The following is a 23,521-nucleotide window of genomic DNA, read 5'->3' on the forward strand; positions in this document are numbered from 1 at the left end:
AACCTTTTATGTAACCTAACAGGCACGATATATTTAATTCCAATCTTTATTTCCCTACATTTGTTATAGCATAGTATTATTTGCTAATTTATACTCATTATTAAAATCGATAACTTTTAGATGTTGTGCTTCATAACCTTTCTAATATGCAGAGAAGATTGTATTGCCAAAACAAATGATTAGAGTTTAGAGTTTAATAATAGACAACTCAGTAAGAAAAAAGAATTATCAATAAAAAAATGAAACTGACTTATATTTTTCATAGCGGTTATGCAATAGAAGGTGATGATTTTACGATCATTATAGATTATTACAAAGACTCGTCTGATATATCCGGCGAAGGCATCGTTTACAAAGAGCTTCTGAAAAAAAAGGAAAAGCTATATGTCCTCTGTACTCATTCACACCACGACCATTTCAACAAAGAAATACTAAAATGGAAATGGGAACACCCGAATGTTATTTATATTTTTTCGAAAGACATCTTAAAATACAGGAAAGCGAAAGAGAGGGATGCTATATACCTTGACAAATCGGATACATACAGTGACGAAACACTCTCTATTGAAGCCTTTGGCTCTACCGACTTAGGTATTTCTTTTTTGATAAATGTAGAAGGAAAAATCATCTTTCATGCAGGTGATTTGAATAACTGGCATTGGAATGAAGAGTCTACTAAAGAAGAGATAGATGAAGCGGAGGACTTTTATCAGAAAGAACTGAATTTAGTAATCGACAAAGTTAAACATCTCGACTTAGCCATGTTTCCTGTAGATCCCAGGTTGGGGAAAGATTATATGAAAGGTGCTGAACAATTTTTAGATGCTATACAAACAAACCTTTTTGCACCAATGCACTTTGGAGAAGCTTATGATAAGGCAAACGCATTTGCTGAATATGCAGAAAGCAAAGGTTGTAAGTTTATAAAGTGGCAGCACACAGGGGAAAGCTTCGAATTTTGACATCAACAAAATATATTCAATTTATGGCGTAATTTATTCTATTTTCATTAGATTTGTACATAACAATGCTACTGTACAAAACATTTGGATACAATAGGTAAATCCATTACATTATGAAAAATATAATATCTCTATTATCGTTATCACTGACATTCTTATTTGCTTCTGCACAAGAGGGTCATAAGCTTAATGCCGGGATAGATATGTCTTGGGGAATGCATTATTTCAACAGTGAGAAGAACAACCCCACAGCTGTTGGTGGTAGCATAGGATACGAGTATGATTTTATCTTTTTCTTCGGAGTAGAAGCCGGATTTCGTTTTGGTGGATTCAATCAAAAGGTAGGTTACACAAATCCTAATATAGGACAAGGAGGGATAGGTGAAACCAACGGAGATTTCAAAGACATATACAGAGGCACATATTGGGCACCCTATATTGCCCCCAAATTATATTTCCCGATAGGTTATGACGACAAGAGAGATCGAGCTCAGTATCTGTATCTTGAGAATAGATTATCGTATACCCGAATGAATCTCAATCTGGACAAGATAACCAACATGGAGGGATCTGCTCACAAATACAGACTTCAGTACGAGATTAGGGCTGGCTATCAATTTCCTGTAACAGAAAGATGGGCTATTAACTGTTGGTTAGGCTATAATACTTTCGATTTCTCAAAAGTTAAACCGGAAGCTATTAAATTCAAAAACTCTACACCTATACAAATAGGAATAGGATTTAATTACATTATAAAACAATGACAAGCCATGCTACGAAATGCCTCCCTGCTGATTTTTCTGTCGTTTTGTTTGTTATCTATACAAGCACAACAGAATAAAATAACCAGTATTCTTGAAATACTGAATATCGAGACAGGTGAGCGAACCACAGTAAAAGAATTCCCTTATCTGATAGAAGCGCCAAACTGGACTTATGACGGACAATGGCTTATTCATAATAGCGGAGGTAAACTTTGGAAGCTCTCCCCTGCCACTCCTGATGAGCCACAAGAAATACACACAGGTTTTGCAACCAATTGCAACAACGACCATGTATTGTCTTTCGACGGAAAACAAATAGCAATCAGCCACGGCACAAAAGAAGATGGGCTGTCACGCATCTATACATTACCCATTGGCGGTGGAGATCCTCAACTCATAACCCCATTAGCACCAAGTTACCTACATGGCTGGAGTCCTGATGGAATATACCTAACTTATTGTGCCGAAAGAAAAGGCAATTATGATGTTTATTCTATTCCGGCTAAAGGTGGTGTAGAAAAACGACTCACACATTCGGACGGTTTGGATGATGGTCCGGAATACTCGCCCGATGGAAATTATATTTGGTTCAATTCAGTGCGCACAGGCCTAATGCAGATATGGCGAATGAAAGCTGACGGAACGGAGCAAACTCAAATGACATTTGACGAAACACGTAACTCTTGGTTTCCACATATATCACCCAATGGTGAGCTTGTTGTATTTATTACATATTACAAAGATGATCTAAAGCCCGATGAACACTTGCCTAATAAGAATGTAGAATTACGAATCATGCCGACTAATGGAGGAGAATCTAAAACATTGGCAAAACTATTTGGAGGGCAGGGTACTATAAATGTTAATTCATGGTCACCCGATAGTAAATATATCGTCTTTGTAAGTTATCGTCTAAACAATTAATAATAAAATGAATTATAATCCCGAACCGGAGAAAGTTACCAGTATACTCGAAATATTCGACATCTCTACAAACAAAAGTATATTAATAAAAGAATTTCCTTATCTCATAGAAGCTCCCGACTGGACGTCTGATGGAAAATGGCTCATATATAACAGTGAGGGATTAATATATAAACTATCTGCATCGGGAGGCGAACCGCAATTAATAGATACCGGCTTTGCAAACCAATGTAATAATGACCATCTCGTTTCTCCCGATGGCAAGTCGCTTGCAGTAAGCCATCGTTCATTGCCTCAAGGGAGACCTACTGTTTTTATACTGCCCGCCGAAGGTGGTACTCCCAGACAAGTGACACCATCAGCTCCGAGTTATCTGCACGGGTGGAGTCCTGATGGAAAATCACTGACGTATTGCGCAAACCGAGAAGGAGAAATGGATGTATATACTATAAATATAGATGGAACGAATGAAACTCGTCTTACTTTCTCGGAAGGATTGAATGACGGGCCGGAATACACACCTGATGGTAAATACATCTGGTTCAACTCAGTCCGTACCGGATTGATGCAACTATGGAGAATGAAAACAGACGGTTCGGAACAGACTCAAATGACTTTTGATGAAGATAGCAACTCATGGTTTCCTCATATCTCACCCGATGGCAAACATGTAGTTTATATAGCATACAAAAAAGGTGATCTTGAACCTCACGAGCATCTACGCTACAAAAATATAGAGATTCGCATAATACCGGCTACAGGAGGCAAACCTAAGACATTAATAAAACTTTTTGGAGGTCAAGGAACATTCAATGTCAATTCTTGGTCGCCAGACAGTAAACAGTTTGCTTATGTAAGATACAAGACAGAACTTAACTCTAAATAACTAATATGAAATCTATTAAACTTTTATTACTTGCAATACTACTTTCTACAGGGAATTATATTGCAGCTCAAAGCACTCCATTGTCTTTTACTATCAATGCAGGAGGAAGTCTTTCCGATATGCGGGTAAAGGGTAGTTCCACCGATTCCAAATATGGATTTCGAGGAGGGGTAGGCCTGGAAATGAATCTCCCTAATAATTTATTTTTGCAAACAGGATTGGATTTTGCTATGAAAGGAGCAAATTCGAATTCAATGGCAGTCGGAGACATTAACGGAGATGGCTATTCTCCTGATTTTTATATGGCAGAAGAAAAGGTGAGAGCTTCATATCTTATCTTACCCATTAAAGCGGGCTACAGACTTAATATATCAAGGGTGGTACGCCTCAATTTTACTTTTGGACCATATCTTGCCTACGGTATTGGTGGAAAATATAAAGCAAAAGAAGCTCTAAAAATGGCTCTACCGGGGGATCGTGAATTATCGAATGGTACTTATACCGAATATTCAGAGTTTGAATATGACACTTTTTCAAGCGAAACACTGAAACGCTTCGACATGGGCTTAGCCGGATCTGCAGGAATAGAATATAAACGTATATTACTGAACTTTGGTTACGAACATGGTTTGATTAATTACTCTAGAGGGAGTGCTTCATCATATAACAGTGCTTTGTTTTTAACTTTAGGTTATCGGATATTTTGAATTCAGAAATAATACAAGACTAGGATTTGGTTAAAAATATTTTTTGATTTATAAGATTCAATGCTGTATAATTATTTTATAGATTTGTAGATTAATAATTACACCAGAACAGATGGAAAACATTAAAGCTCAGTACTGGAAGTATTCCCTTATAATACTTATTCTTTTCATAGCCGTTGTCCTGTTCCGAGAACTTGCACCATTTATGAGTGGGGTACTGGGAGCATCTACCATCTATGTTATGGTAAGAGGGCAAATGAGATATCTTACGCAGAAAAAGAATTTGGGACGGGCTTTGTCTGCTATTCTTATTGTTATCGAGGCCATATTATGTTTTCTTATCCCCATTTCTGTGGCAGTATGGTTATTAGTAGGAGAACTGAACAATATAAATCTTGACCCGTCGTCTTACATATCAGGAATACAACATTTCAATGAGTTAATTCAACAAAAGACAGGGTATAATGTACTCAGTTCAGAAAATTTGATAAGTGCAGCATCTTATTTACCTAAAATAGGTCAGATATTACTAGATAGTGTCAGCAGTTTTATCATCAATTCTCTGGTACTTGTCTTTGTGCTTTATTTTATGCTAATCGGTGGTGAACGAATGGAGAAATATCTTTTCTCACTCCTTCCGTTCGATGATGATAATAAAAAGAGCGTTATACATTCTGTAAAAATGATGGTAACATCAAATGCTATCGGAATACCTCTATTAGCTATAATACAAGGTGTTGTTGCCACAATCGGATACATTATATTTGATGCGCCCAGCCCTATTCTTTTCGGATTCCTTACATGTTTTGCCACAATTATACCATTAATCGGTACATCGCTGATATGGTTCCCGTTGGCTGTCTATTTAGCACTAACCGGCGATTGGTTTAATGCCATTGGCTTAGCTATATATGCTCTGATCGTAATATCCAACTCCGACAATCTGATCCGTTTTATATTGCAAAAGAAAATGGCCGATACGCATCCGTTAATAACTGTATTCGGAGTTATAATCGGTCTTACATTATTTGGTTTTTGGGGTGTAATATTCGGTCCTTTACTGCTTTCCGTATTTATCCTTTGCATTGATATATTCAAGAGAGAGTATTTAGATGAAAAAGACACTGCAATGACTATTGACGACTATAAAGATGATGAAAACCTAAATTTATAAACATGAAAAGAACTTTTTTATTTACCATTACTTTAATCATATCAATGGTATATATCCATGCACAACAGGCATTGGGTGAGGGTTCGGACATTACGTCTCCGGAAGTGCACAGTAATAATACTGTTACATTCCGTCTATATGCTCCGAATGCAAACACGGTAGAAATCACAGGAGACTGGATTCCTCGAGATAATTGGAAGCCGGGAATGGTAAGCCTTACTAAAGACGCAAAAGGACTTTGGTCTTACACGACAGAAGCTTTACCTTCTGATCTTTATAGCTATTCATTCTTTATAAACGGAGTAGAAACAAAAGACCCTAATAATGTATATCTCAACAGAGATGTAGCTACTGTATCTAATATATTTATAGTAGGTAACGGCAACGGAGATCTATATAAAGTGCAAAACGTACCTCATGGTTCGGTTACTCGTCGTTGGTACGACTCTCCCGGAAATAATAAAACACGCCGTATTACAATCTATACTCCTCCGGGATATGAAACAGGTAAAGATAAATACCCTGTTTTATATTTACTACATGGAATGGGTGGAGATGAAGAAGCATGGATGGCTCTGGGGCGAACTTCACAGATCGTAGATAATCTTATTGCTCAAGGCAAAGCTAAACCAATGCTTATCGTGATGTCGAACGGGAATGTATCTCAAGAGGCTGCTCCCGGAGAATCGAGTTTAGGGTTTTACAAACCTGTATTCCAGTTACCTCAAACCATGGATGGAAAGATGGAAGAAACATTTCCTGATATAATAAAATTCATAGAAAGCAATTATCGCGTCTACACAGACCGTTCGGAACGTGCTATAGCCGGTTTATCAATGGGAGGATATCATTCGCTGCATATCTCAAGATATTATCCGAATACATTCGACTACATTGGTTTGTTTTCTCCTGCGATAAATCCGCCAAATAAGAATTCAAAAGTTTATGAAGATATTGATGGAACACTATCAGGACAAATAAATAATGGCTATAAACTTTATTGGATAGGAATAGGAAAGACAGACTTTTTATATAAAGATGTAGAAGCATTCAGAGCCAAACTTGATAATATGGGTGCTAAATACACTTATGTAGAATCTGAGGGTGGACACACTTGGAGCAACTGGCGTGTATACTTATCAGAATTTTTGCCATTACTATTTAAGTAATTAAAATATAATATAAGTGACGGCTGTAAAAGATGAGATATTAATATTTTTTGCAGCCGTTCGACTTTTTTACCCACACGGAAAAACGATCCTCTTTAACTGCAAATTCTCCATAACCATACTTATCTATAAGTATATCATATTCTACATTCCGGGTTAAATCACACCAAACTTCGCCACTTCGGTGAGTGCCAACATTCATCATTTTACTCCCATCTTCACCATTGGATATGAGTAAAGCCAGACCTGAATCTAAATGATCTGTATCACCGAGTCTCACAAAACCAACAATAGCTGCATGATCGAAATAATCAACCTGATGACCGTATGCATATTTATGTCTCGTTTTTAGTAGTGTATCTATCGTTTTTCGATGATTGGATATTTTACCATTCACACCATAATAGTCTCCATAAAAAATACATGGATATCCGTCTTTCATTAATAATATCAAGGCGTATGCCGATGGCTTGAACCAATCTTCAACCTCAGACTCTAACGAACTTCCTTTCTGCGAATCGTGATTATCAACAAAAGTCACACCTAACTCAGGATGCATAACCGACAAAGAGTCTTTCAATAGATTTCTCATATCATACTCTTTTTTCTTTCTGGAAGCATCGTAGAAACTATAGTGTAAAGGCACATCGAAAAGATCGATGCTCTTATCCACTGCTTCCAAATAGTTATTTAAAGTATCTACATTACCACTCCAATATTCGCCTACCGCATAGAAATCTTCGCCTCTGTTCATTCTAACCCACTGGATAAACTGTTTGATAAACTTATCATCCATATGTTTAATGGCATCCAAACGCATCCCATCAAGATTCAGTTCGTTAGCTACCCAGACTCCCCAACGATTGAGTTCGGTAATGACCGCGGGATGATTCAAATCCAGATCGTTGTACATCAAGAAATCATAATTACCATGTTCTAAATCTACCCCCCTACTCCAATTCTTATTTTCACCTATAATTCGAAAAATACCGCTTCTCCTTTTTATATCATCGAACCCGACACCCGAAAAGTGATACCAATGCCACTTGAAACTAGAATATTTATCTGCGCGTCCCAAAAAATCATACCCAGTCCAAGCTTGTATCTCAAAATCATCAGAAATGTCACGATTTCTTTCTTCAGGGTCTACTTCTCTAACTGTAAACTTTTCAGTATAATCTCCCTCCGCCTTATGATTCATCACAGCATCAAGGTATACAGAAATATTATATTTATGCAGCTCGGCAATCATAGACTTCAACTCTTCCTTCGTTCCGTATTTTGTCCTTACCGTATTATTTTGATAGAACTCTCCCAAATCAAAGAGATCATACGTCGCATACCCCTCATCTTGTTGTTCATCAGCTTTGTAGGCAGGAGGTATCCAAACAGCAGTAATACCAATTTCATGTAGATGCCCGGCATCTGCACAAAGTTGCTTCCACAGTTTACCGTCATTTGGTAAGTTCCATTCGAAGTATTGCATCATCACTCCGTTTTTCATAATCTACGATAGCTTTGATTTCTTTATTCTACAAAAGTAGATTATTTTTCAAAAGCTTAGGACATCCCCCCATTCTAATGATTAAAATAGAACATATTTTTCAATAAAAATAGCAGCAAGTAAATTTACTTGCTGCTATTTCATCCTATATCTTATATCTTTATTATGGTGTATTAATACCGTTTAATTCAGCTTGTTTTATTGCCCACGCCAGTGCATTTGCAAAGAAAATTGAATTACAAACAGAATACCTCATACTCATCCTAGAATCGAATTCATTTATACCAAATCTAAATCTTTCAATAGGAAGCAATGTACCTACTTCAAGTCTGAATGGCATTTTATCAGTACTGACAGGTATTCCTGCAGCATAAGAAAAGAAGCCACCATCTCCTACATATATATAATTTAGTTTTTTGTGCTTAAATGCTGTTACATACTCAGTTTCATTTACAGTCAACACTCTAGTTGGAGTAAAACCATAACTATACACGTCTATTTTATCGGAAGGGATTCCCTCTAATGCACAAGTTGGAGACAAATCCTTACCCCAGTATCGTGTTCTCACATCACCAAATGGACCATTTAATATTTCATCATTTACCATTCCAAATTTATAAATAACTCCACCATTATGCATCCTCCTTTGGTAAATAGTCGTTTTACCAAATACAGCTCTCATTATATTGCCAACAGATCCTGCATCCTCACCACCATCACCATCGCTAAAGAGTAACACTACTCCTTTTTTGTTTATATAATCAGAGAGATATCCTGCTTGTTCTGCGCGAATATGAGTTACCCTGCCAATAATAACAATATCCGGTTTAGCATCTAATAGTGCCTTTAAAGTTGCAGCCGGGGGAATTGAATCTGAAATAGATGTAATTTCAAATCCTTCTGAAGCTACAATACTGCTGGTAAGGGTTCCAAATGCCCGAGGATTATTCATTAAAACGTTCCCTCCTGATTGGTAATTAGCGACGTTGTTGATCCCTTGCCCTAAAGCTAATATTCTCTTTTTAGGGATCGATGTTGCAATAGTAGTTTCACATATTGCCGCCGACTTCGTACTATTGGAAGTAATAGTCATCAACTTTTTTTTTGTATTGGTCGGTATCCCTGTGCCTATCAACCTGACTGTCTGATTAACAGATGTCAATAACCCTTCTCCACTAAACGAAATTCCATCAACTTCATTCGTTCTGATGACATAAGTTGAACCAAGAGCCTCGCTATCAACCCTTAATGGTATATCTATGTAATGTTGACTAGCTACTAGAGAATAATTAACCTTATACACTCCCCCCACTTTAATATCTAAGCAGTTCATTAAGAATGAAGCTTTTTTTGAAGAATCAATAACATCTATATATTTTTCGCATCCGGTTATTTCTTTACCATTAATATTTACTTTCATTAAATCCCCTGAAGTACCTGTCGTATGCTTGTTTGGAGTACCTGCACCGGGAACTGAGACATAATAATATCCGGTTGTCAAAAAGATTCCGCTGGTTGTAAAATAATAGCCATTATCTTTATCTGATTTTGCAGAAATCGTATACCCACCCGGCTTAGTCACATGTAGAGGAATATTCATATAGTTTTCACTTTTTAGGGATACTCCATTCTGATATTGACCTAGAAAGAGTAAAGAATCACAGTTACCTAAAACTGCAATGGCATTTCCCATTTTATATTGGAAACAATTCCACTGATTACCATCCCATTGATTAAGGCCTCGGCACAGATCTTGACTTGCATCTTCTGTCAAATTATAAACAATAAGCCCGATATGCGCAATCTTAGCATCTTTATAAGCTTGGTTATTCAAATCCACTTCATCTTGTGTAGCAAAAGGAAGTAGTTGATCCTTTTTTTTCAATTCGACTCGAGGCAACAACAAGCCACCCTTCTCGGACGTTACCCCACCCAAATCATTTAAGCTTTGAGATGTCTTATCTCTAATTTGCAAAGTTGCATACTTTTCAGCAGGTTCACCTGCTCCTATAGTTACCTGAGAATAAATCTCCGTCATCCCTCCTGTAATATACAACAGAAAGAATAACAAAATTGATAGTTTTGTTTTCATAAGTTAATTAAATTAGTACAGTAGCAACTACAACTTTTCGAACAAAAAGTTGAAATAAATAGATTATATTTCTAATAGGATAAGTTAATTACTGTGCTATATATTTGTCTTCTCTATATTATGTTGTTTTGTATCGGATGCGAAATTAAGACATTTAGTAGACTTTTACAAATGTATTTATAAGAAAAGGATGAACAGTTCATCCTTTTCTTATAAATCATTATCTATTTATTAAAATTGTCTGAGAATTTTTATTTTTCAGGATATAAACTATTCCACCAAGCAGTATCCTCCTTTAGCCATTTACTAAACCAAGCCATTATAGAATTATTCCATTCCACACGTCTTTTATAATTTACGACTCCATGGTTTTCATCTTTCACCTGAATAAATTCAACCGGTTTTCCGAGTATTTTGAGAGCCGTGTACATTTGAATGCTTTCTCCAATAGGAACATTCGTGTCAACAGTTCCGTGTGTCAACAAAAGAGGTGTTTTTATTTTATCTGCACTAAACAAAGGGCTCTGTTTAACATATAAGTCCGGATTATTCCAAGGATAACTATTGGCACTAGCCCCCGAACTATATGTATAACCCCAATATCCTTCACCCCAATAACTACTGATAGAGCTGATTCCGGCATGGGAAACAGCAGCAGCAAACATATCAGTCTGGGTTTGAAGATACATCGTCATAAAGCCGCCATACGAAGCTCCGATACAACCAATCTTCTTATCATTCACATACGGATGTTCTTTCACAAACTGCTTCGTTCCTTCTATTATATCTTCAGCAGTACGCTTTCCCCAAGCATTAACATGAAGAGCCGAAAACTTCTGTCCAAAGCCGGTAGCTCCACTTGGCTGCACAACATAAACAACATATCCCTGCGAAGCAAACACATGACCGGGATATGGTCCTTCGAATGTACGGGATGTAGGCATGGTGCCACCATAATAATAAACAATCATTGGATATTTTTTCGTAGGATCAAAATTCGGCGGTAAGTAGAACATTCCGGTAATCTCTGTTCCGGCTGAATTTGTAAAATTCCAACCCTCAACCTTACCTAATGTCATTTGAGATAATCTTTCTTCATAAGGGTCAGCTATCCGAATCGACTTCTGGGTCTTAAGATCATAGATATAAGCTCTGGTAGAGTTAGATACGCTAACACCGGCGTAAATACCTAAAAAGGCATTCCCAGCAGTACTAAATGTACGAATAACTTCTTCGTCTAAAGGGAGTTTAGAAAATGCTTTAGTCGAAAGGTTATAAGTATACATATTCACACAATCTTTGTCTGTTGTGCGAAAGTATATAAGGTTATCTTTTTTATTCCAAAAATAGGTATCAATACTGGGATTAAAATCTTTAGTTATCGGATCTATCTTTTTCGTTTCTAAATCCATTATGAAAGCCAAAGTATTATAACTATTCGCAACCTGCCCTTCATCAATATTCAATCCTATACCATCAAATGCTTCACCGGCTCCGGCAACAAGGATTTTCTTCCCATCGGGAGAAAATGATGCACTATATGCAAAATCTTCTTTTGTCCAAAGAGTATCAACGGTCATAGTTGATAAGTCCAGTTTATACATAGAATTTGTACTGAAGGGCCTACTGGTAATAGTCTCTTCTGATATTGAAATCAATAATTGTTTCGAATCTGCACTTATATCATTCAGTGCTGTAGAATGAGAGCCAAATGTCAATTGTTGACTTAACCCTGTAGCTAAATCATATTTATATATAAAAGACCTGTTTCCATAACCGGATTGACGATCTTCCGGTGACCTTAAAAGCCTCAGATCATTTTTATTTTCAGCTTCTTTTTCAAGCTTGCTATAGAATAGAGTTTTCTCATCAGGCGAAAACATGATGCTTTCATCCGGTATGTTCTTTGCGAGAACAGCTTCCTGCAATGTTGCAGGATCTATTGCCCTTAGCTCTGAGCCTGAGTCATCTTTAGAAACATAAAACATTTTCTCGCTCTTGGGCATCCAGGCGAGCTGGCTTTTACGACCGTCGGTATCAATCAAGAGACTACTACGAGTCTTCAGGTTATATAACTCAGTGGTTGTAACACTTTTTTCTCCAAATGTTTCTCTATAAGATAGTAAGGCATATTGTCCTCCTGCTGATAAACTTACATTTGTCACTCGTTTCCCCAGAAGCATGTCTGAGAAGTTTACATTTCGGTTTACAGTATTTGACATTGTAAAATTAGAGACAGAATCAGTTTTTTCGTTTTCTATTTCAATTTTCAAAGTAGGGGGTACTTCATCTTTAGCCGAAGCCAAAAGTTTTATTACGACGCGATTTTGTAGAGGATAAGGATTTATCGAAGCCGTTATATCTTTTTTGTCAGACCGAAAAGTTTTTTCTTTTGTTATTTTTGAAGCAGCCAGCTTTCCATCAATGTATATCTCCAACATATTAGGACTAGTCACCCTCAATGTTCCCTTCGCATATCTATCTGAAGTAATATAAAATGATATCAATTGCAAAGAGAAGGCTCCATCCTGCGGTTTTTCAGGATATAAAAAACCATCACTATCGGCTTTCAGTGGCCTTACAAAAGCAGACTGCTCTGGTATTGAAATCGACATTTTTAGCAAATCTGATTCAGAAAACTTTTCTCCTTTCAGGTTTACACTATCAATCTTTAGTGGGTTTACGATTGTTACCGGAGGGGTGGTATATGCCTGTAATAAGCTCTCTTTTTTCTGCCCAAACAAAGTGACTGCGACAATCAAATTGAGCAATAGAATAACTGACCTGAACTTCATATCTTTATTTTTAGTGTTTTTATATACTACAAATGTACAAATTATAGAATGAGTTTGTGTCTCTTCATAAATCTGATTTTTGAAATATTTCATATCATACCTTTAACAAATTAGATTACTTTTTAATATTATATTTATTATCTTTGTGTGTCTAATAGTAAAGCCTAAACAAAACTAAGAAAATGAAATTCTCCTCTTATGTAATATCTAGTATAATACTTATTATCACATGCTTATCCTGCTCGGATGAATCAATAAGATTATATCATCCTCCGCAAGAAGATCCTGAACCTGAGCCCGAAATACCTGAATACTATTGGTTATTAAAAACGGTTACTTATCCGGAAGATAATCCCGGGTTTTCTTTTCGTTATAGTCAGGAATTTACATATACAGATAATGATTTGATGAAAACGATACAAAGTTCTAACATCAAAGATTCTGCAATAGTAGTAGACTATATAAGCGACAAAAAAGTATCATATTCCAGATTAATAAAACAAAGCGAGTCTACAATATATTATGATAGCTTGTTAGTCTTTCGTAATGATAAAAAGCAAGCTGAATATGCTTTACATGTAAGACACACAGAAAGAACATCAAACGGAAAGATCTCCAAACAGGTGACTATCAACGACTCTACCACATTTATTTATGATGATGCGGGATATATCAAACAGCTTGATCATTATGACAAAACTGGTGTTACCTCATCTTTGAATTATACTGAAAACTACACTATTAAGGATGGAAATATAACAGAGATCACAACATCTAAAGGATACAGGTTTGTGTATACATACGATGATAAGGAATACGCAGCACCATCGGACTATTGCTATGAGATGCCACGCAATACATTCAATATGGCAAGTACATGTTGGCTAATGGCAAGTCTTCCGTTTCTGTCGGAGCATATGGGTACAAAAAATAAAAACAATATTATCCAAGCAGAAATTATCCAAATGGAAGGGGAAAGAAAGTATGCTGATATAAAATACAATTATACTTTTGACGAAAACAACCTTGTTTCTCAAATCGTGATGTCTGGAACAACAAAGTACAATAAAACATTTGAGAATTATATAACTTCATTCTCATACATTCAAAAAGAGAAAAAGAAAAATTAAAAAAATATACAAATGTCCCCTGATTGCAAGTAATGAGGACAGAGAAGACATTCTATTTTCATCACCCAATTAGGGCAAGGCTAAGGAAAATAGCCATATACAGAAAGTTACTTTCCATGAGAAAGGTGGACTATCTTTCCTGTTATTTTATCTATCTTAATTTCTGAAACGCCACCTTTTCCTCCATCTTTTGATGACCCGACAACAGTCCATATATTATTTTCAAGACTTACCAATAAAGGTTTTTCAGAATCGACTATTTTTGCTCCATACATAATCTTTAATTCAGATTCCGCTCTTTGTAAAACGCTTTCTATAGTGGGATAGGCAGATGTATCAATGGTTAACGGATTAGGCTTAACAGAAGCTTCTTCAAAAGGAATACTTCTAAGAGATCTACTTTTGAAGTGATATAGGGGAATGGACACAATAAGCCCGATTAGACATACGGCGAACACAGACGATCGGTTACTCATAATTTATACTATTAGCGGTTAATACTCAATACCTTTTATTTAGTAGAGATTTATTCATTTGATTTTCCATAAAAGAATAAAAAAACGCTGAAAGTATTTTCAGCGTTTCTAATCAATATGTCTTTCTCCTCTATTTTTCTAATAACCTAAGAAGCAATTCGGGCTCATCTGTTGTTATAAAATCCAGTTTTAATTTGAGCATTGATTGCATATCCTCTTCTTTATTCACCGTCCAAGCATTAGTAAGCAAATCCATTGACTTCGCCTTATCAGCTAATTCCGGATCTTTCTGAAATAATGAATAATGAAAATCAATACCATCTATATTTGCTGCTTTTAATTCCTCCAAACTTTTATCGGATCCTAAATAAAGTACCTTTGCTGCAGGGTCTAATTCTTTAACTCGAGTAAGGTATTGCATACCGAAAGATATATAATCTACCCACGCCTGAGCTTTCATACGATGTACCAAATGCACAACAGAGTCAGCGATAGCCTTTCCTTTATTTGTTCCTTTTATTTCTATGATTAGTTTTGTTTTATTTTGTGTTTTTATATAGTTGATATACTCTTCTAGAGTTGGTACAAAATCTCCATTCTTCAATGCTACAGCAGACAATTCTGCTGCTGTAGTTGATTCAACATCCTTCCCGCCTATCGAAGGATCGTGTGAAAGCACAACAACATCGTCTGATGACATCCATACATCCAGTTCTGAGCCTTCACAACCTATCTCTACTGCATGCTTCAATGAGCTCATCGAATTATGGCTAAAATCACGATCTTTCCAAGCTCCTCTGTGAGCAATCACCCTATTTTGTAAAAACTCATCTTTTACCAGCTCGAATGATTTTTCGGCGTTTCCATCTTTCAATATTATGTTATAAGAAATAGGCGAATTTGCAGTTAGCAGTTTTCCTTTCTTTAGCCTTATATTTTTTTCTTTATCGATTTCAAATAGCCCGGAAGGATCTTTTAATGTAATCTTTTCACTTCGCTCTGAAATGACTTTTCCTACCAGAGCACCCTTTTTATTTACCGGGATAGTATAACTATCCAATACAAGAAATTGGTTCTGAGAGTATGTATGGATAAAACAAACACTTAGCAACACGAATAACAAAATAACTTTTTTCATAATAAAAATCTCATCTTTTATATTGACTTGTAAAGATACCAATAATCTTTTTTTCGCTGAAAGTTTAAATTGGATATATTGTACAATAAGCCCTCTTTTTGCTTATCACGCCTACAATCTCAAACAGAAGTGCGCTATACTGAGTTAAAGGATAAGATAGAGATACTAATAATGACATCGAGGACACTATTTTTAAACATGTTGACTCTTTTAGTTAGTAGCATTTTATTACCTTTGTTTCAAAAATATAATTATCATGAGCACTTATTCTGGTTTTCAAAAGTACCTGCAAAACGAATTAGCTGACATTCAGTCAGCAGGATTATATAAGAACGAACGTATTATTGTATCACCTCAGGGTGCTGCAATCAAAGTAAATACCGGACAAGAAGTCCTTAATTTCTGCGCAAATAATTATCTGGGATTATCTAACAATAAGGAACTTATACAAGCAGCCAAAGATGCTATGGATGAACGTGGATTTGGCGTTTCTTCCGTGCGTTTTATTTGTGGAACACAAGATCTGCACAAACAATTGGAAGCAGCTATTGCTAAATTCTTCGGCACAGAAGATTCAATTTTATATGCAGCTTGCTTCGATGCCAACGGCGGAGTGTTCGAACCGCTTTTGAACGAACAAGATGCTATTATATCCGATTCTTTAAATCATGCTTCAATAATAGATGGTGTACGTTTATGTAAGGCTGTACGATATCGTTATGCAAACGCAGATATGGCTGATCTGGAAAAACAATTGCAAGCAGCCCAAGCCCAACGTTTCCGAATAATAGTGACCGATGGAGTTTTCTCTATGGATGGCAATGTGGCTCCGATGGATAAAATATATGAACTGGCACAAAAATATGATGCCATGATTATGATCGACGAATCGCACTCTGCGGGAGTGGTTGGTGAAACAGGACGCGGAACAACCGAACTGTTTAATCTTCGTGGAAAGGTAGAAATCATTACGGGCACGCTTGGCAAATCCTTCGGTGGGGCTATTGGCGGCTTTACGACAGGGAAGAAAGAAATCATCGACATGTTGCGCCAACGTTCACGCCCTTATTTATTTTCAAACTCTATTCCTCCGGCTATAGCTGCAGCAGGTATTAAAATGTTTGAAATGATGGATCGCACAAATGAGTTGCAAGACAAGTTGCATGCTAACACCGATTATTTTGTAGAAAAAATGAAAGCAGCAGGGTTTGATATCAAACCTACTCAGTCTTCTATCTGTGCCGTAATGCTCTATGATGCAAAACTATCGCAGGATATGGCTGCAAAATTATTAGACGAAGGTATTTATGTTACAGGCTTCTACTATCCTGTAGTACCTAAAGATTTAGCTCGTATCCGTGTGCAAATATCAGCAGGACACGAAAAAGAACATCTCGATAAATGTATCGCCGCATTTACGAAGGTAGGAAAAGAACTGGGCGTTATTAAGTAAGTGGAATATTGAAACAAGATACAACTAAACAATCACCCTTTTACAATCAGATTTTTCTTTTATGAAAAACATTCTTATCGTAGGCAGTACGGGCCAGATAGGCTCGGAATTAAGTATTAAATTACGCTCTATTTATGGAGAGAGTAATGTTATCTGCGGATATTACAAACCTCCTTTTCCTGAAAACTTTTTCGAATCGGGCCCTACTGTAGAAATAGATGCTACAGACATACAGCAAATAGCTGACGCAGTAAAAAAATACAAAATTGATACTATTTACAATCTGGCAGCAATATTATCAGCTACAGCCGAAAAAAATCCTAAGTTAGGGTGGGATGTCGGAGTAAATAGCCTGATGAATTGCCTCGATGTTGCACGCGAACTTGGTTGTGCTGTTTTTACTCCAAGTTCTATAGGTGCTTTCGGTCCTAACACACCAAAAGACAAGACGCCTCAAGACACTATCCAACGTCCGAATACAGTGTATGGAATTACAAAAGTAATGGGTGAACTGCTTAGCGACTATTATTATACCAGATGGGGAGTAGACACTCGCTCGGTACGTTTTCCGGGTATTATATCCAACCTTACTCATCCCGGTGGAGGTACGACAGACTATGCCGTTGAGATATATTATAATGCAGTAAGAGAGGAAAAATTTATATGTCCTCTGAAGCCGGGAACATTCATGGATATGATGTATATGCCCGATGCTCTAAATGCTGCAATAAATATAATGGAAGCCGACCCGACAAAACTTATCCATCGAAACTCGTTTAATATTGCATCTATGAGCTTCGACCCGGAAATGATCTATACAGCAATAAAGAAACATTATCCTAGCTTCGTAATGGAATACGAAGTAGACCCTCTAAAACAAGCTATAGCAGATTCATGGCCAAACTCACTTGACGATACTTGCGCCCGTCACGAATGGGGATGGCGTCCTGAATATGATCTGGAGAAAATGACTGCTGACATGATAAAAGTTTTGAAGGAAAGAGAAGTGTTTTTAAACGCCTAACATAGAGAACTCGTTTAGAGATAATTAAAACTTAAAAACTCCCTGCTTATACAAGATGTTAAGCAGGGAGTTTTTCATTCTCGGTCTCTATAAAAAATTTCGGTTATTTTGTTGCACAATCAAAATATATCATATTACTTTGTATTTCAAAGTAAATATTATGGATACAAATTTAGATGATATAAAACACATACGTTCCATGATGGAACGTTCGAGCAAATTCTTATCGATCAGCGGTATGTCTGGTGTTATGGCAGGTACATTTGCAATATTGGGTGCTATATTGGCTTATTTTGTATTGATAGGCAAATTTACTTTTACAGGGAATCTTCTATATGATCTTATTTTGATTGCCACGGTTGTACTCATTAGTGCTGTTGCAGTGGGATTATATTTCTCAGCCCGCAAGGCTAAAAAAAGCAATTCAAAACTTTGGATGCCTGTAACGTTAGAGATAGCTAAAGATTTTAGCGTGTCATTAGTATCAGGAGGTCTATTATCCATTATCCTTATTTACAAAGATGTTTACTTTATGGTAGCACCGTGCATGCTCATCTTTTACGGACTAGGGCTCATAGCTGCCGGTTCTCGCACATTCCGTGATGTAAAGGTATTAGGAGCATGCGAAATAATATTGGGATTGGCTGCAGCTATAACTGTAGGCTATGATCTTATATTTTGGGGAATAGGTTTTGGTATCTTACACATTGTATATGGCATACTCATTCATTACAAATATGATGTAAAATCAGAGAAAAACGGTTGATTATGAAAGATATTATATCAGGATTGAATAAAATCTTCGACAGCCGCATCCGATTAGGTATAATGTCGGTACTAATGGTAAATGACAGTGTAGACTTCAATACAATGAAAGAGCTGCTTGACGTTACCGACGGAAATCTGGCCAGCCACTTGAAGGCTTTAGAAAAAGAGGAAGTAATTGAGGTCAGAAAACAATTTCTGGGAAGAAAACCCAATACATCTTACAAGGTAACTCCTCTGGGGCAGAAACTATTTAAAGAACATATAGACGCTCTCGAGAGATTGCTTAATCCTCTGTCGTAATTTTTTTTACTTATATACTTTGAATTTCAAAGAACTTTTATACATATTATTAATTTAATTATTTATGAAAACAAAATTCGATATCGGAGTGAACATGATTTTTGTAAAAGTCATTGTTGTTGCAGTTTTAATTGCCGTTATGCTATTACCGATCAATCTGGTAAGATCACTCGTTGAAGAACGCGAAGGGAATCAGAAAGCAGTTCAAGACGAAATAAGCCAGAAATGGAGTGGGATTCAAACTATATCTGGTCCTGTATTGGTACTACCTGTACTGAGTGAGACTGATAAAAATCAAAATGTAATTACAAATTATGCTTATTTCCTTCCCGACAGCTTCAATGTTGAAGGAAATATAAAAACAGAAGAACGCTCTCGCACACTCTTCAAGACATTACTATATCAGTCTAATTTGCATGTAAGTGGAACTTTCTCTCTACCAGACTATGCTAAGTTAAACATAAAACCCGAGCAAGTAATGTGGGATAAAGCTTTCGTCCTGATTGGTATCACGTATCTGCAAGGGATTAAGAATAAAATTGTTTTTAATGTAAATGGAAAGCCACAGATCGTCCAACCGGGGATTAAGAATAATTCTTGTGTAAGTTCGGGAGTGACAGTTGAAACACCTTTAGATGCCGCTATCAACAGTTACGATTTCAATTTCGAACTGGCTCTTAATGGAAGCGAAGGATTATACATCAACCCTGTGGGAAAAGAAAGTACCATACACCTTAAATCGTCATGGAATACCGTATCTTTTGATGGCAACTTCTTACCGACAGAACGCACCGTGAATAAAGACGGCTTTGATGCTAAGTGGAATATATTCGATTACAACCGTAATTATGTACAAATGTGGGTTGGAGATAACGACGTATTAAAATCATCTGCCTTAGGTGTAGATATGAAATTCCCGGTTGACAAATACCAGATGACAATGCGTTCGGTAAAATATGCAATTATGTTTATAGTATTCACTTTTGTTGTGTTTTTCTTAGTTGAACTGCTTAGTCGAAAAAGGATTCACCCTGTACAATATTTATTGGTAAGCAGTGGGCTCATTATATTCTATGTACTATTACTTGCGATATCAGAGCACCTCAGTTTTGGTTTATCATATCTGATTTCGAGTTCTGCAACCACTATCCTCATTTCCTTATATTCAATAACAATGTTTCGGAGCACCAAACAGGCAGGTATGATGGGGCTATTCCTTGCGGGACTATATACCTATCTGTATATAGTATTACAATTGGAAAACCTCTCTTTGCTATTCGGAGCTATTGGCCTATTTATAGCATTAGCTATCGTAATGTTTGTATTGAGAAGAGTAAATTGGTACAATGATGATAATAAATCAGACCAAATAGCAGACGAGGATTCTAATCATAATTAAAAGATGAAAATAGTAGTATAAATTAAGTTTAAAATAAATCTAGGCCTGTCTCCTATTTTCGGTGACATACACAATTCTTTAAGCCGTGTTAGTTAGATATTATATATCTTACTCACACGGCTTTTTTTATTATTCATATATCATTTTTTCAATAATGAACAAACAAAACAGTTAATTAAAGTTAATTATCCAATAATATAAAACACATAAAAAACTATATATCAACAACATAAACAAAAAACACAATTTACCCATAGGTACTATGTATTGCATAGTACTTATATTTATTTATATATTTGCATTACAAACAACATTGTATAGGATAATATTAGGTAATAGAATACAAAAAACAAATAGTCTAAAATATGAAAAAGGTTATTGAAGTAAGTATAGGAGGCATCAATTTCACAATGGAAGACGATGCATATTTCAGATTAAAAGATTATCTGAAACGATTCGAAGAAACTATTCCTGACAAACAGGAAGCTCGTGAAGTAATGGAAGATGTTGAAGCTCGTGTAGCTGAGATATTACAAAAAGAAATGAAATATTCAAATCAAGTTGTAGACATGAAACAAGTACAAACAGTAATAGACCATTTAGGCGAAGTAGACTCTAAATCGTCAGAACAGGAAACTGAATATAAAAATTATAAAAGCTCAGATAAAGAATATACAAGAGGAGATAAACGCATGTATAGAGATATTGACGAAAAAATGGTATCAGGTGTATGTAGTGGTTTAGCACTATACCTTGGTATCGACGTAACTATCATCAGGGTGATTTTTGCTGCTACTTCTTTCTTGTATGGTACCGCCATCCTTGTATACTGTGTTCTTTGGATTGTAATGCCTAGAGCTATAAGTGTAGCTCAGAAGCTGGAGTTGAGAGGTTATGCTCCGACAGCCGAAAATATTAGAAAATTTACATCACAACACAAATAATTGAACAATATGGAAACTATAAATGTAGACAATATAAAGGCTCAGATGCGTAAGGGCATATTAGAATATTGTATCCTCAGTATTCTATCTAAAGGAGACGCATACGTATCAGATATAATAAATGAACTGAAAGATTCGGAGATGATCGTGGTTGAAGGAACATTATATCCGTTGCTTACACGACAAAAAAATCAAGGATTACTCTCTTACAGATGGGAAGAATCGACACAAGGGCCACCCCGCAAATATTATGCAATAACAGAAAAAGGAAATGCTGTATTAGGAGAACTGGATGGTGCTTGGACTGATCTGGTAAGAGTAATAGACAATATTAGAAATAAATAAAATCTGATAACAATGAAACCAACAATTAGAGTTAGCATAGGAGGTTTAGCTTTCAATCTCGAAGAAGATGCATTCCGTGTCCTCGACGATTACCTGAAAGCCTTAAGAAGGCATTTTGAAAAGAATTCAGAATCGGGAGAAATCATATCTGACATCGAACTTCGTTTGAGCGAATTATTACAAATGCGTGTAAGCTCGGCTGATGGGGTCGTATCTATGGCGGATGCGTTGGATATTATAAAAATTATGGGAAGCCCAAAAGATTTTGACGATGCTCCTCAAGAAGAATACACTGAAGAAGATTCTGAAAAGAAATCTTTTGGTAAATCAGACTATGCAACCGACGACACACAAGATTTGTTCAAGAAAAAGCTATACAGAGACACTGACAACAAATTTATTGGTGGAGTGTGTAGCGGATTGGGGCACTATTTCAGAATAGACACAACTATCATGCGTCTGATATTCTCGGGAATATTCCTTTTCTTATTATTCTTCATGCACAAAGGCCCGTCATGCATGGTGATAGTGTTGATATATGGTATACTATGGGCAGTAATGCCTGCGGCTCACTCTTTCAAGCAAAAACTATCAATGACCGGATCGGATCCTTCTATTTCAAATATTGAAGAAGACCGGACTCAATCAGCCCGAAAATATAAAGGTAGCTCCTTGGCTTCGGCAATAGGTATTCTTGTGAATGTATTCATTGGTATTTTAGCTGTTATTTTGTTTCTCATCATCATTGCGATGATTGCTTCCTTTATTTGGTTGTATTTCGACACAACAATCCTAGGTCTGAATAATTATCTTATACTATTAGGTTTAAGTTCGATTAATTTAAAGATTGCATTCTTATTAGCATCTTTAATTCCACTAATGGGGCTGCTATCTCTAATGATTAAAATCTTGAAAAGATCTCCATTTACAACTCAGACATTAATAAGTTTTGTTATAGGATTTGTATTATGGTTAGGGGCTTCTTTTTATTTGGGAAATACCGGATTTAAATTCGGATTAAATCATCGCCACACTGCGGAAGCTGTTGAGAGTGTAGATGCAAATACAACCTCAGATTCCCTATACGTAAAATTGGGTAGCGAATATTTAAGCGCAGAATCACAACCGAACAATCCATTTGTTTTATATACCGGATCTTCGGACAACAAAAAGCTGTGTGTGTTACCTTCGATACAAACCAGTGTGGATACAACATTAACCAATTATGTAATTGAAATACATAAGAAGAATTTCGCTGACAACGAAATGACGGCTAAAAGAAAAGTTGAAGATTTACACTTAGATTACACCCTGACTGATTCTTTATTAACAATTAATCCTACATGGCATACAAATTCAAACCCATGGAGTTTGGAAACGTTTGAGATTGTGATAAAAACGCCACGTGATAAGAAAGTTATAAAAGAATATCCCTTAAACAGATCTTATAAAGATTTCAATATAAATATAAACAGATATGGTTATAATCGTTGTTTTTACAATTTTACTATTGATTGAAGTCATAATAGAACATCTTATATAAAAGATGCATTACCTACTGAATGAT

21 protein-coding genes are annotated in these 23,521 nt (G+C 36.2%); 16 read left to right on the forward strand and 5 right to left on the reverse strand.

What is annotated here, in order from left to right:
- Positions 1–239: 239 nt before the first annotated feature.
- From PKC55_RS03655 to PKC55_RS03685, 7 genes are all read left to right on the forward strand, one after another.
- The gene (locus PKC55_RS03655) at positions 240–962 is read left to right on the forward strand and encodes an MBL fold metallo-hydrolase (protein WP_324371910.1); all 723 of its coding nucleotides are present in this window, start codon (positions 240–242) and stop codon (positions 960–962) included.
- Positions 963–1,075: 113 nt separating this feature from the next.
- Positions 1,076–1,726 (forward strand): outer membrane beta-barrel protein, encoded by a 651-nt coding sequence (locus PKC55_RS03660; protein WP_291129712.1) that lies wholly within the window; start codon positions 1,076–1,078, stop codon positions 1,724–1,726.
- Positions 1,727–1,732: 6 nt separating this feature from the next.
- On the forward strand, positions 1,733–2,650 hold the full coding sequence (locus PKC55_RS03665) for a TolB family protein (protein ID WP_291030390.1): 918 nt from the start codon (positions 1,733–1,735) through the stop codon (positions 2,648–2,650).
- Between the two features lie 7 nt (positions 2,651–2,657).
- Positions 2,658–3,536 carry a TolB family protein gene (locus PKC55_RS03670; protein ID WP_324371913.1) on the forward strand — a complete coding sequence of 293 codons (879 nt, stop codon included), beginning with the start codon at positions 2,658–2,660 and terminating at the stop codon, positions 3,534–3,536.
- Between the two features lie 5 nt (positions 3,537–3,541).
- On the forward strand, positions 3,542–4,243 hold the full coding sequence (locus PKC55_RS03675; RefSeq protein WP_291129715.1) for a porin family protein: 702 nt from the start codon (positions 3,542–3,544) through the stop codon (positions 4,241–4,243).
- Between the two features lie 112 nt (positions 4,244–4,355).
- Positions 4,356–5,417, forward strand: a complete 1,062-nt coding sequence (locus tag PKC55_RS03680) for an AI-2E family transporter (protein WP_006842618.1) — start codon at positions 4,356–4,358, stop codon at positions 5,415–5,417.
- Between the two features lie 2 nt (positions 5,418–5,419).
- Positions 5,420–6,586 (forward strand): esterase, encoded by a 1,167-nt coding sequence (locus tag PKC55_RS03685; RefSeq protein WP_283686432.1) that lies wholly within the window; start codon positions 5,420–5,422, stop codon positions 6,584–6,586.
- Positions 6,587–6,626: 40 nt separating this feature from the next.
- Here PKC55_RS03685 and PKC55_RS03690 read toward each other — a convergent pair whose 3' ends face one another.
- The 3 genes from PKC55_RS03690 to PKC55_RS03700 form a co-directional block, all read right to left on the reverse strand.
- Positions 6,627–8,090 carry an alpha-amylase gene (locus PKC55_RS03690; RefSeq protein ID WP_291129724.1) on the reverse strand — a complete coding sequence of 488 codons (1,464 nt, stop codon included), beginning with the start codon at positions 8,088–8,090 and terminating at the stop codon, positions 6,627–6,629.
- A gap of 163 nt (positions 8,091–8,253) precedes the next feature.
- Positions 8,254–10,182 (reverse strand): phage tail-like protein, encoded by a 1,929-nt coding sequence (locus PKC55_RS03695; RefSeq protein WP_324371918.1) that lies wholly within the window; start codon positions 10,180–10,182, stop codon positions 8,254–8,256.
- Between the two features lie 251 nt (positions 10,183–10,433).
- Positions 10,434–12,977: a S9 family peptidase gene (locus PKC55_RS03700; RefSeq protein ID WP_291129734.1), complete on the reverse strand. Its 2,544-nt coding sequence runs from the start codon at positions 12,975–12,977 to the stop codon at positions 10,434–10,436.
- A 182-nt stretch (positions 12,978–13,159) separates the two neighbouring features.
- Between PKC55_RS03700 and PKC55_RS03705 the strand changes: the two genes are divergently transcribed.
- A complete protein-coding gene (locus tag PKC55_RS03705; protein ID WP_291129739.1) occupies positions 13,160–14,107 on the forward strand; it encodes a hypothetical protein in 948 nt (315 codons plus the stop codon).
- A 107-nt stretch (positions 14,108–14,214) separates the two neighbouring features.
- Here the strand turns inward: PKC55_RS03705 and PKC55_RS03710 are convergent, their stop codons facing one another.
- Both PKC55_RS03710 and PKC55_RS03715 read right to left on the reverse strand, forming a co-directional pair.
- On the reverse strand, positions 14,215–14,583 hold the full coding sequence (locus tag PKC55_RS03710) for an NTF2 fold immunity protein (protein WP_291129743.1): 369 nt from the start codon (positions 14,581–14,583) through the stop codon (positions 14,215–14,217).
- A gap of 130 nt (positions 14,584–14,713) precedes the next feature.
- Positions 14,714–15,721 (reverse strand): glycerophosphodiester phosphodiesterase, encoded by a 1,008-nt coding sequence (locus PKC55_RS03715; RefSeq protein WP_291129745.1) that lies wholly within the window; start codon positions 15,719–15,721, stop codon positions 14,714–14,716.
- A gap of 256 nt (positions 15,722–15,977) precedes the next feature.
- Between PKC55_RS03715 and kbl the strand changes: the two genes are divergently transcribed.
- The 8 genes from kbl (at position 15,978) to PKC55_RS03755 (ending at position 23,472) form a co-directional block, all read left to right on the forward strand.
- A complete protein-coding gene (kbl, locus tag PKC55_RS03720) occupies positions 15,978–17,174 on the forward strand; it encodes a glycine C-acetyltransferase (RefSeq protein WP_291129748.1) in 1,197 nt (398 codons plus the stop codon).
- Between the two features lie 61 nt (positions 17,175–17,235).
- Positions 17,236–18,198, forward strand: a complete 963-nt coding sequence (locus PKC55_RS03725) for an L-threonine 3-dehydrogenase, SDR-type (RefSeq protein WP_324371923.1) — start codon at positions 17,236–17,238, stop codon at positions 18,196–18,198.
- A 160-nt stretch (positions 18,199–18,358) separates the two neighbouring features.
- Positions 18,359–18,964, forward strand: a complete 606-nt coding sequence (locus PKC55_RS03730) for a hypothetical protein (protein WP_291125972.1) — start codon at positions 18,359–18,361, stop codon at positions 18,962–18,964.
- Between the two features lie 2 nt (positions 18,965–18,966).
- Complete coding sequence (locus tag PKC55_RS03735) at positions 18,967–19,266, forward strand: winged helix-turn-helix domain-containing protein (protein WP_135103971.1); 300 nt, start codon at positions 18,967–18,969, stop codon at positions 19,264–19,266.
- Positions 19,267–19,330: 64 nt separating this feature from the next.
- Entirely contained in the window at positions 19,331–20,665 is a 1,335-nt protein-coding gene (gene creD / locus PKC55_RS03740; RefSeq protein WP_291125971.1) for a cell envelope integrity protein CreD, read from the forward strand.
- A gap of 365 nt (positions 20,666–21,030) precedes the next feature.
- On the forward strand, positions 21,031–21,609 hold the full coding sequence (locus tag PKC55_RS03745) for a PspC domain-containing protein (protein ID WP_291125970.1): 579 nt from the start codon (positions 21,031–21,033) through the stop codon (positions 21,607–21,609).
- Between the two features lie 9 nt (positions 21,610–21,618).
- Complete coding sequence (locus PKC55_RS03750; protein WP_006842604.1) at positions 21,619–21,954, forward strand: PadR family transcriptional regulator; 336 nt, start codon at positions 21,619–21,621, stop codon at positions 21,952–21,954.
- A 12-nt stretch (positions 21,955–21,966) separates the two neighbouring features.
- Complete coding sequence (locus tag PKC55_RS03755) at positions 21,967–23,472, forward strand: PspC domain-containing protein (protein WP_291125966.1); 1,506 nt, start codon at positions 21,967–21,969, stop codon at positions 23,470–23,472.
- Positions 23,473–23,521: the final 49 nt, after the last annotated feature.

The sequence above is a fragment of the Dysgonomonas sp. genome, from assembly GCF_035323175.1.
In the GTDB taxonomy this organism is placed as follows: Bacteria; Bacteroidota; Bacteroidia; order Bacteroidales; family Dysgonomonadaceae; genus Dysgonomonas.

Bases quoted from the DNA above. Each gene is read 5' to 3' on its own strand.
- PKC55_RS03655 (WP_324371910.1), top strand. From the start codon at position 240: ATGAAACTGACTTATATTTTTCATAGCGGTTATGCAATAGAAGGTGAT.
- PKC55_RS03715 (WP_291129745.1), bottom strand. From the start codon at position 15,721: ATGAAAAAAGTTATTTTGTTATTCGTGTTGCTAAGTGTTTGTTTTATC.
- PKC55_RS03710 (WP_291129743.1), bottom strand. From the start codon at position 14,583: ATGAGTAACCGATCGTCTGTGTTCGCCGTATGTCTAATCGGGCTTATT.
- PKC55_RS03685 (WP_283686432.1), top strand. From the start codon at position 5,420: ATGAAAAGAACTTTTTTATTTACCATTACTTTAATCATATCAATGGTA.
- creD (WP_291125971.1), top strand. From the start codon at position 19,331: ATGAAAACAAAATTCGATATCGGAGTGAACATGATTTTTGTAAAAGTC.
- PKC55_RS03660 (WP_291129712.1), top strand. From the start codon at position 1,076: ATGAAAAATATAATATCTCTATTATCGTTATCACTGACATTCTTATTT.
- PKC55_RS03725 (WP_324371923.1), top strand. From the start codon at position 17,236: ATGAAAAACATTCTTATCGTAGGCAGTACGGGCCAGATAGGCTCGGAA.
- PKC55_RS03705 (WP_291129739.1), top strand. From the start codon at position 13,160: ATGAAATTCTCCTCTTATGTAATATCTAGTATAATACTTATTATCACA.
- PKC55_RS03745 (WP_291125970.1), top strand. From the start codon at position 21,031: ATGAAAAAGGTTATTGAAGTAAGTATAGGAGGCATCAATTTCACAATG.
- PKC55_RS03735 (WP_135103971.1), top strand. From the start codon at position 18,967: ATGAAAGATATTATATCAGGATTGAATAAAATCTTCGACAGCCGCATC.
- kbl (WP_291129748.1), top strand. From the start codon at position 15,978: ATGAGCACTTATTCTGGTTTTCAAAAGTACCTGCAAAACGAATTAGCT.
- PKC55_RS03700 (WP_291129734.1), bottom strand. From the start codon at position 12,977: ATGAAGTTCAGGTCAGTTATTCTATTGCTCAATTTGATTGTCGCAGTC.
- PKC55_RS03755 (WP_291125966.1), top strand. From the start codon at position 21,967: ATGAAACCAACAATTAGAGTTAGCATAGGAGGTTTAGCTTTCAATCTC.
- PKC55_RS03670 (WP_324371913.1), top strand. From the start codon at position 2,658: ATGAATTATAATCCCGAACCGGAGAAAGTTACCAGTATACTCGAAATA.
- PKC55_RS03665 (WP_291030390.1), top strand. From the start codon at position 1,733: ATGCTACGAAATGCCTCCCTGCTGATTTTTCTGTCGTTTTGTTTGTTA.
- PKC55_RS03750 (WP_006842604.1), top strand. From the start codon at position 21,619: ATGGAAACTATAAATGTAGACAATATAAAGGCTCAGATGCGTAAGGGC.
- PKC55_RS03730 (WP_291125972.1), top strand. From the start codon at position 18,359: ATGGATACAAATTTAGATGATATAAAACACATACGTTCCATGATGGAA.
- PKC55_RS03675 (WP_291129715.1), top strand. From the start codon at position 3,542: ATGAAATCTATTAAACTTTTATTACTTGCAATACTACTTTCTACAGGG.
- PKC55_RS03680 (WP_006842618.1), top strand. From the start codon at position 4,356: ATGGAAAACATTAAAGCTCAGTACTGGAAGTATTCCCTTATAATACTT.
- PKC55_RS03695 (WP_324371918.1), bottom strand. From the start codon at position 10,182: ATGAAAACAAAACTATCAATTTTGTTATTCTTTCTGTTGTATATTACA.
- PKC55_RS03690 (WP_291129724.1), bottom strand. From the start codon at position 8,090: ATGAAAAACGGAGTGATGATGCAATACTTCGAATGGAACTTACCAAAT.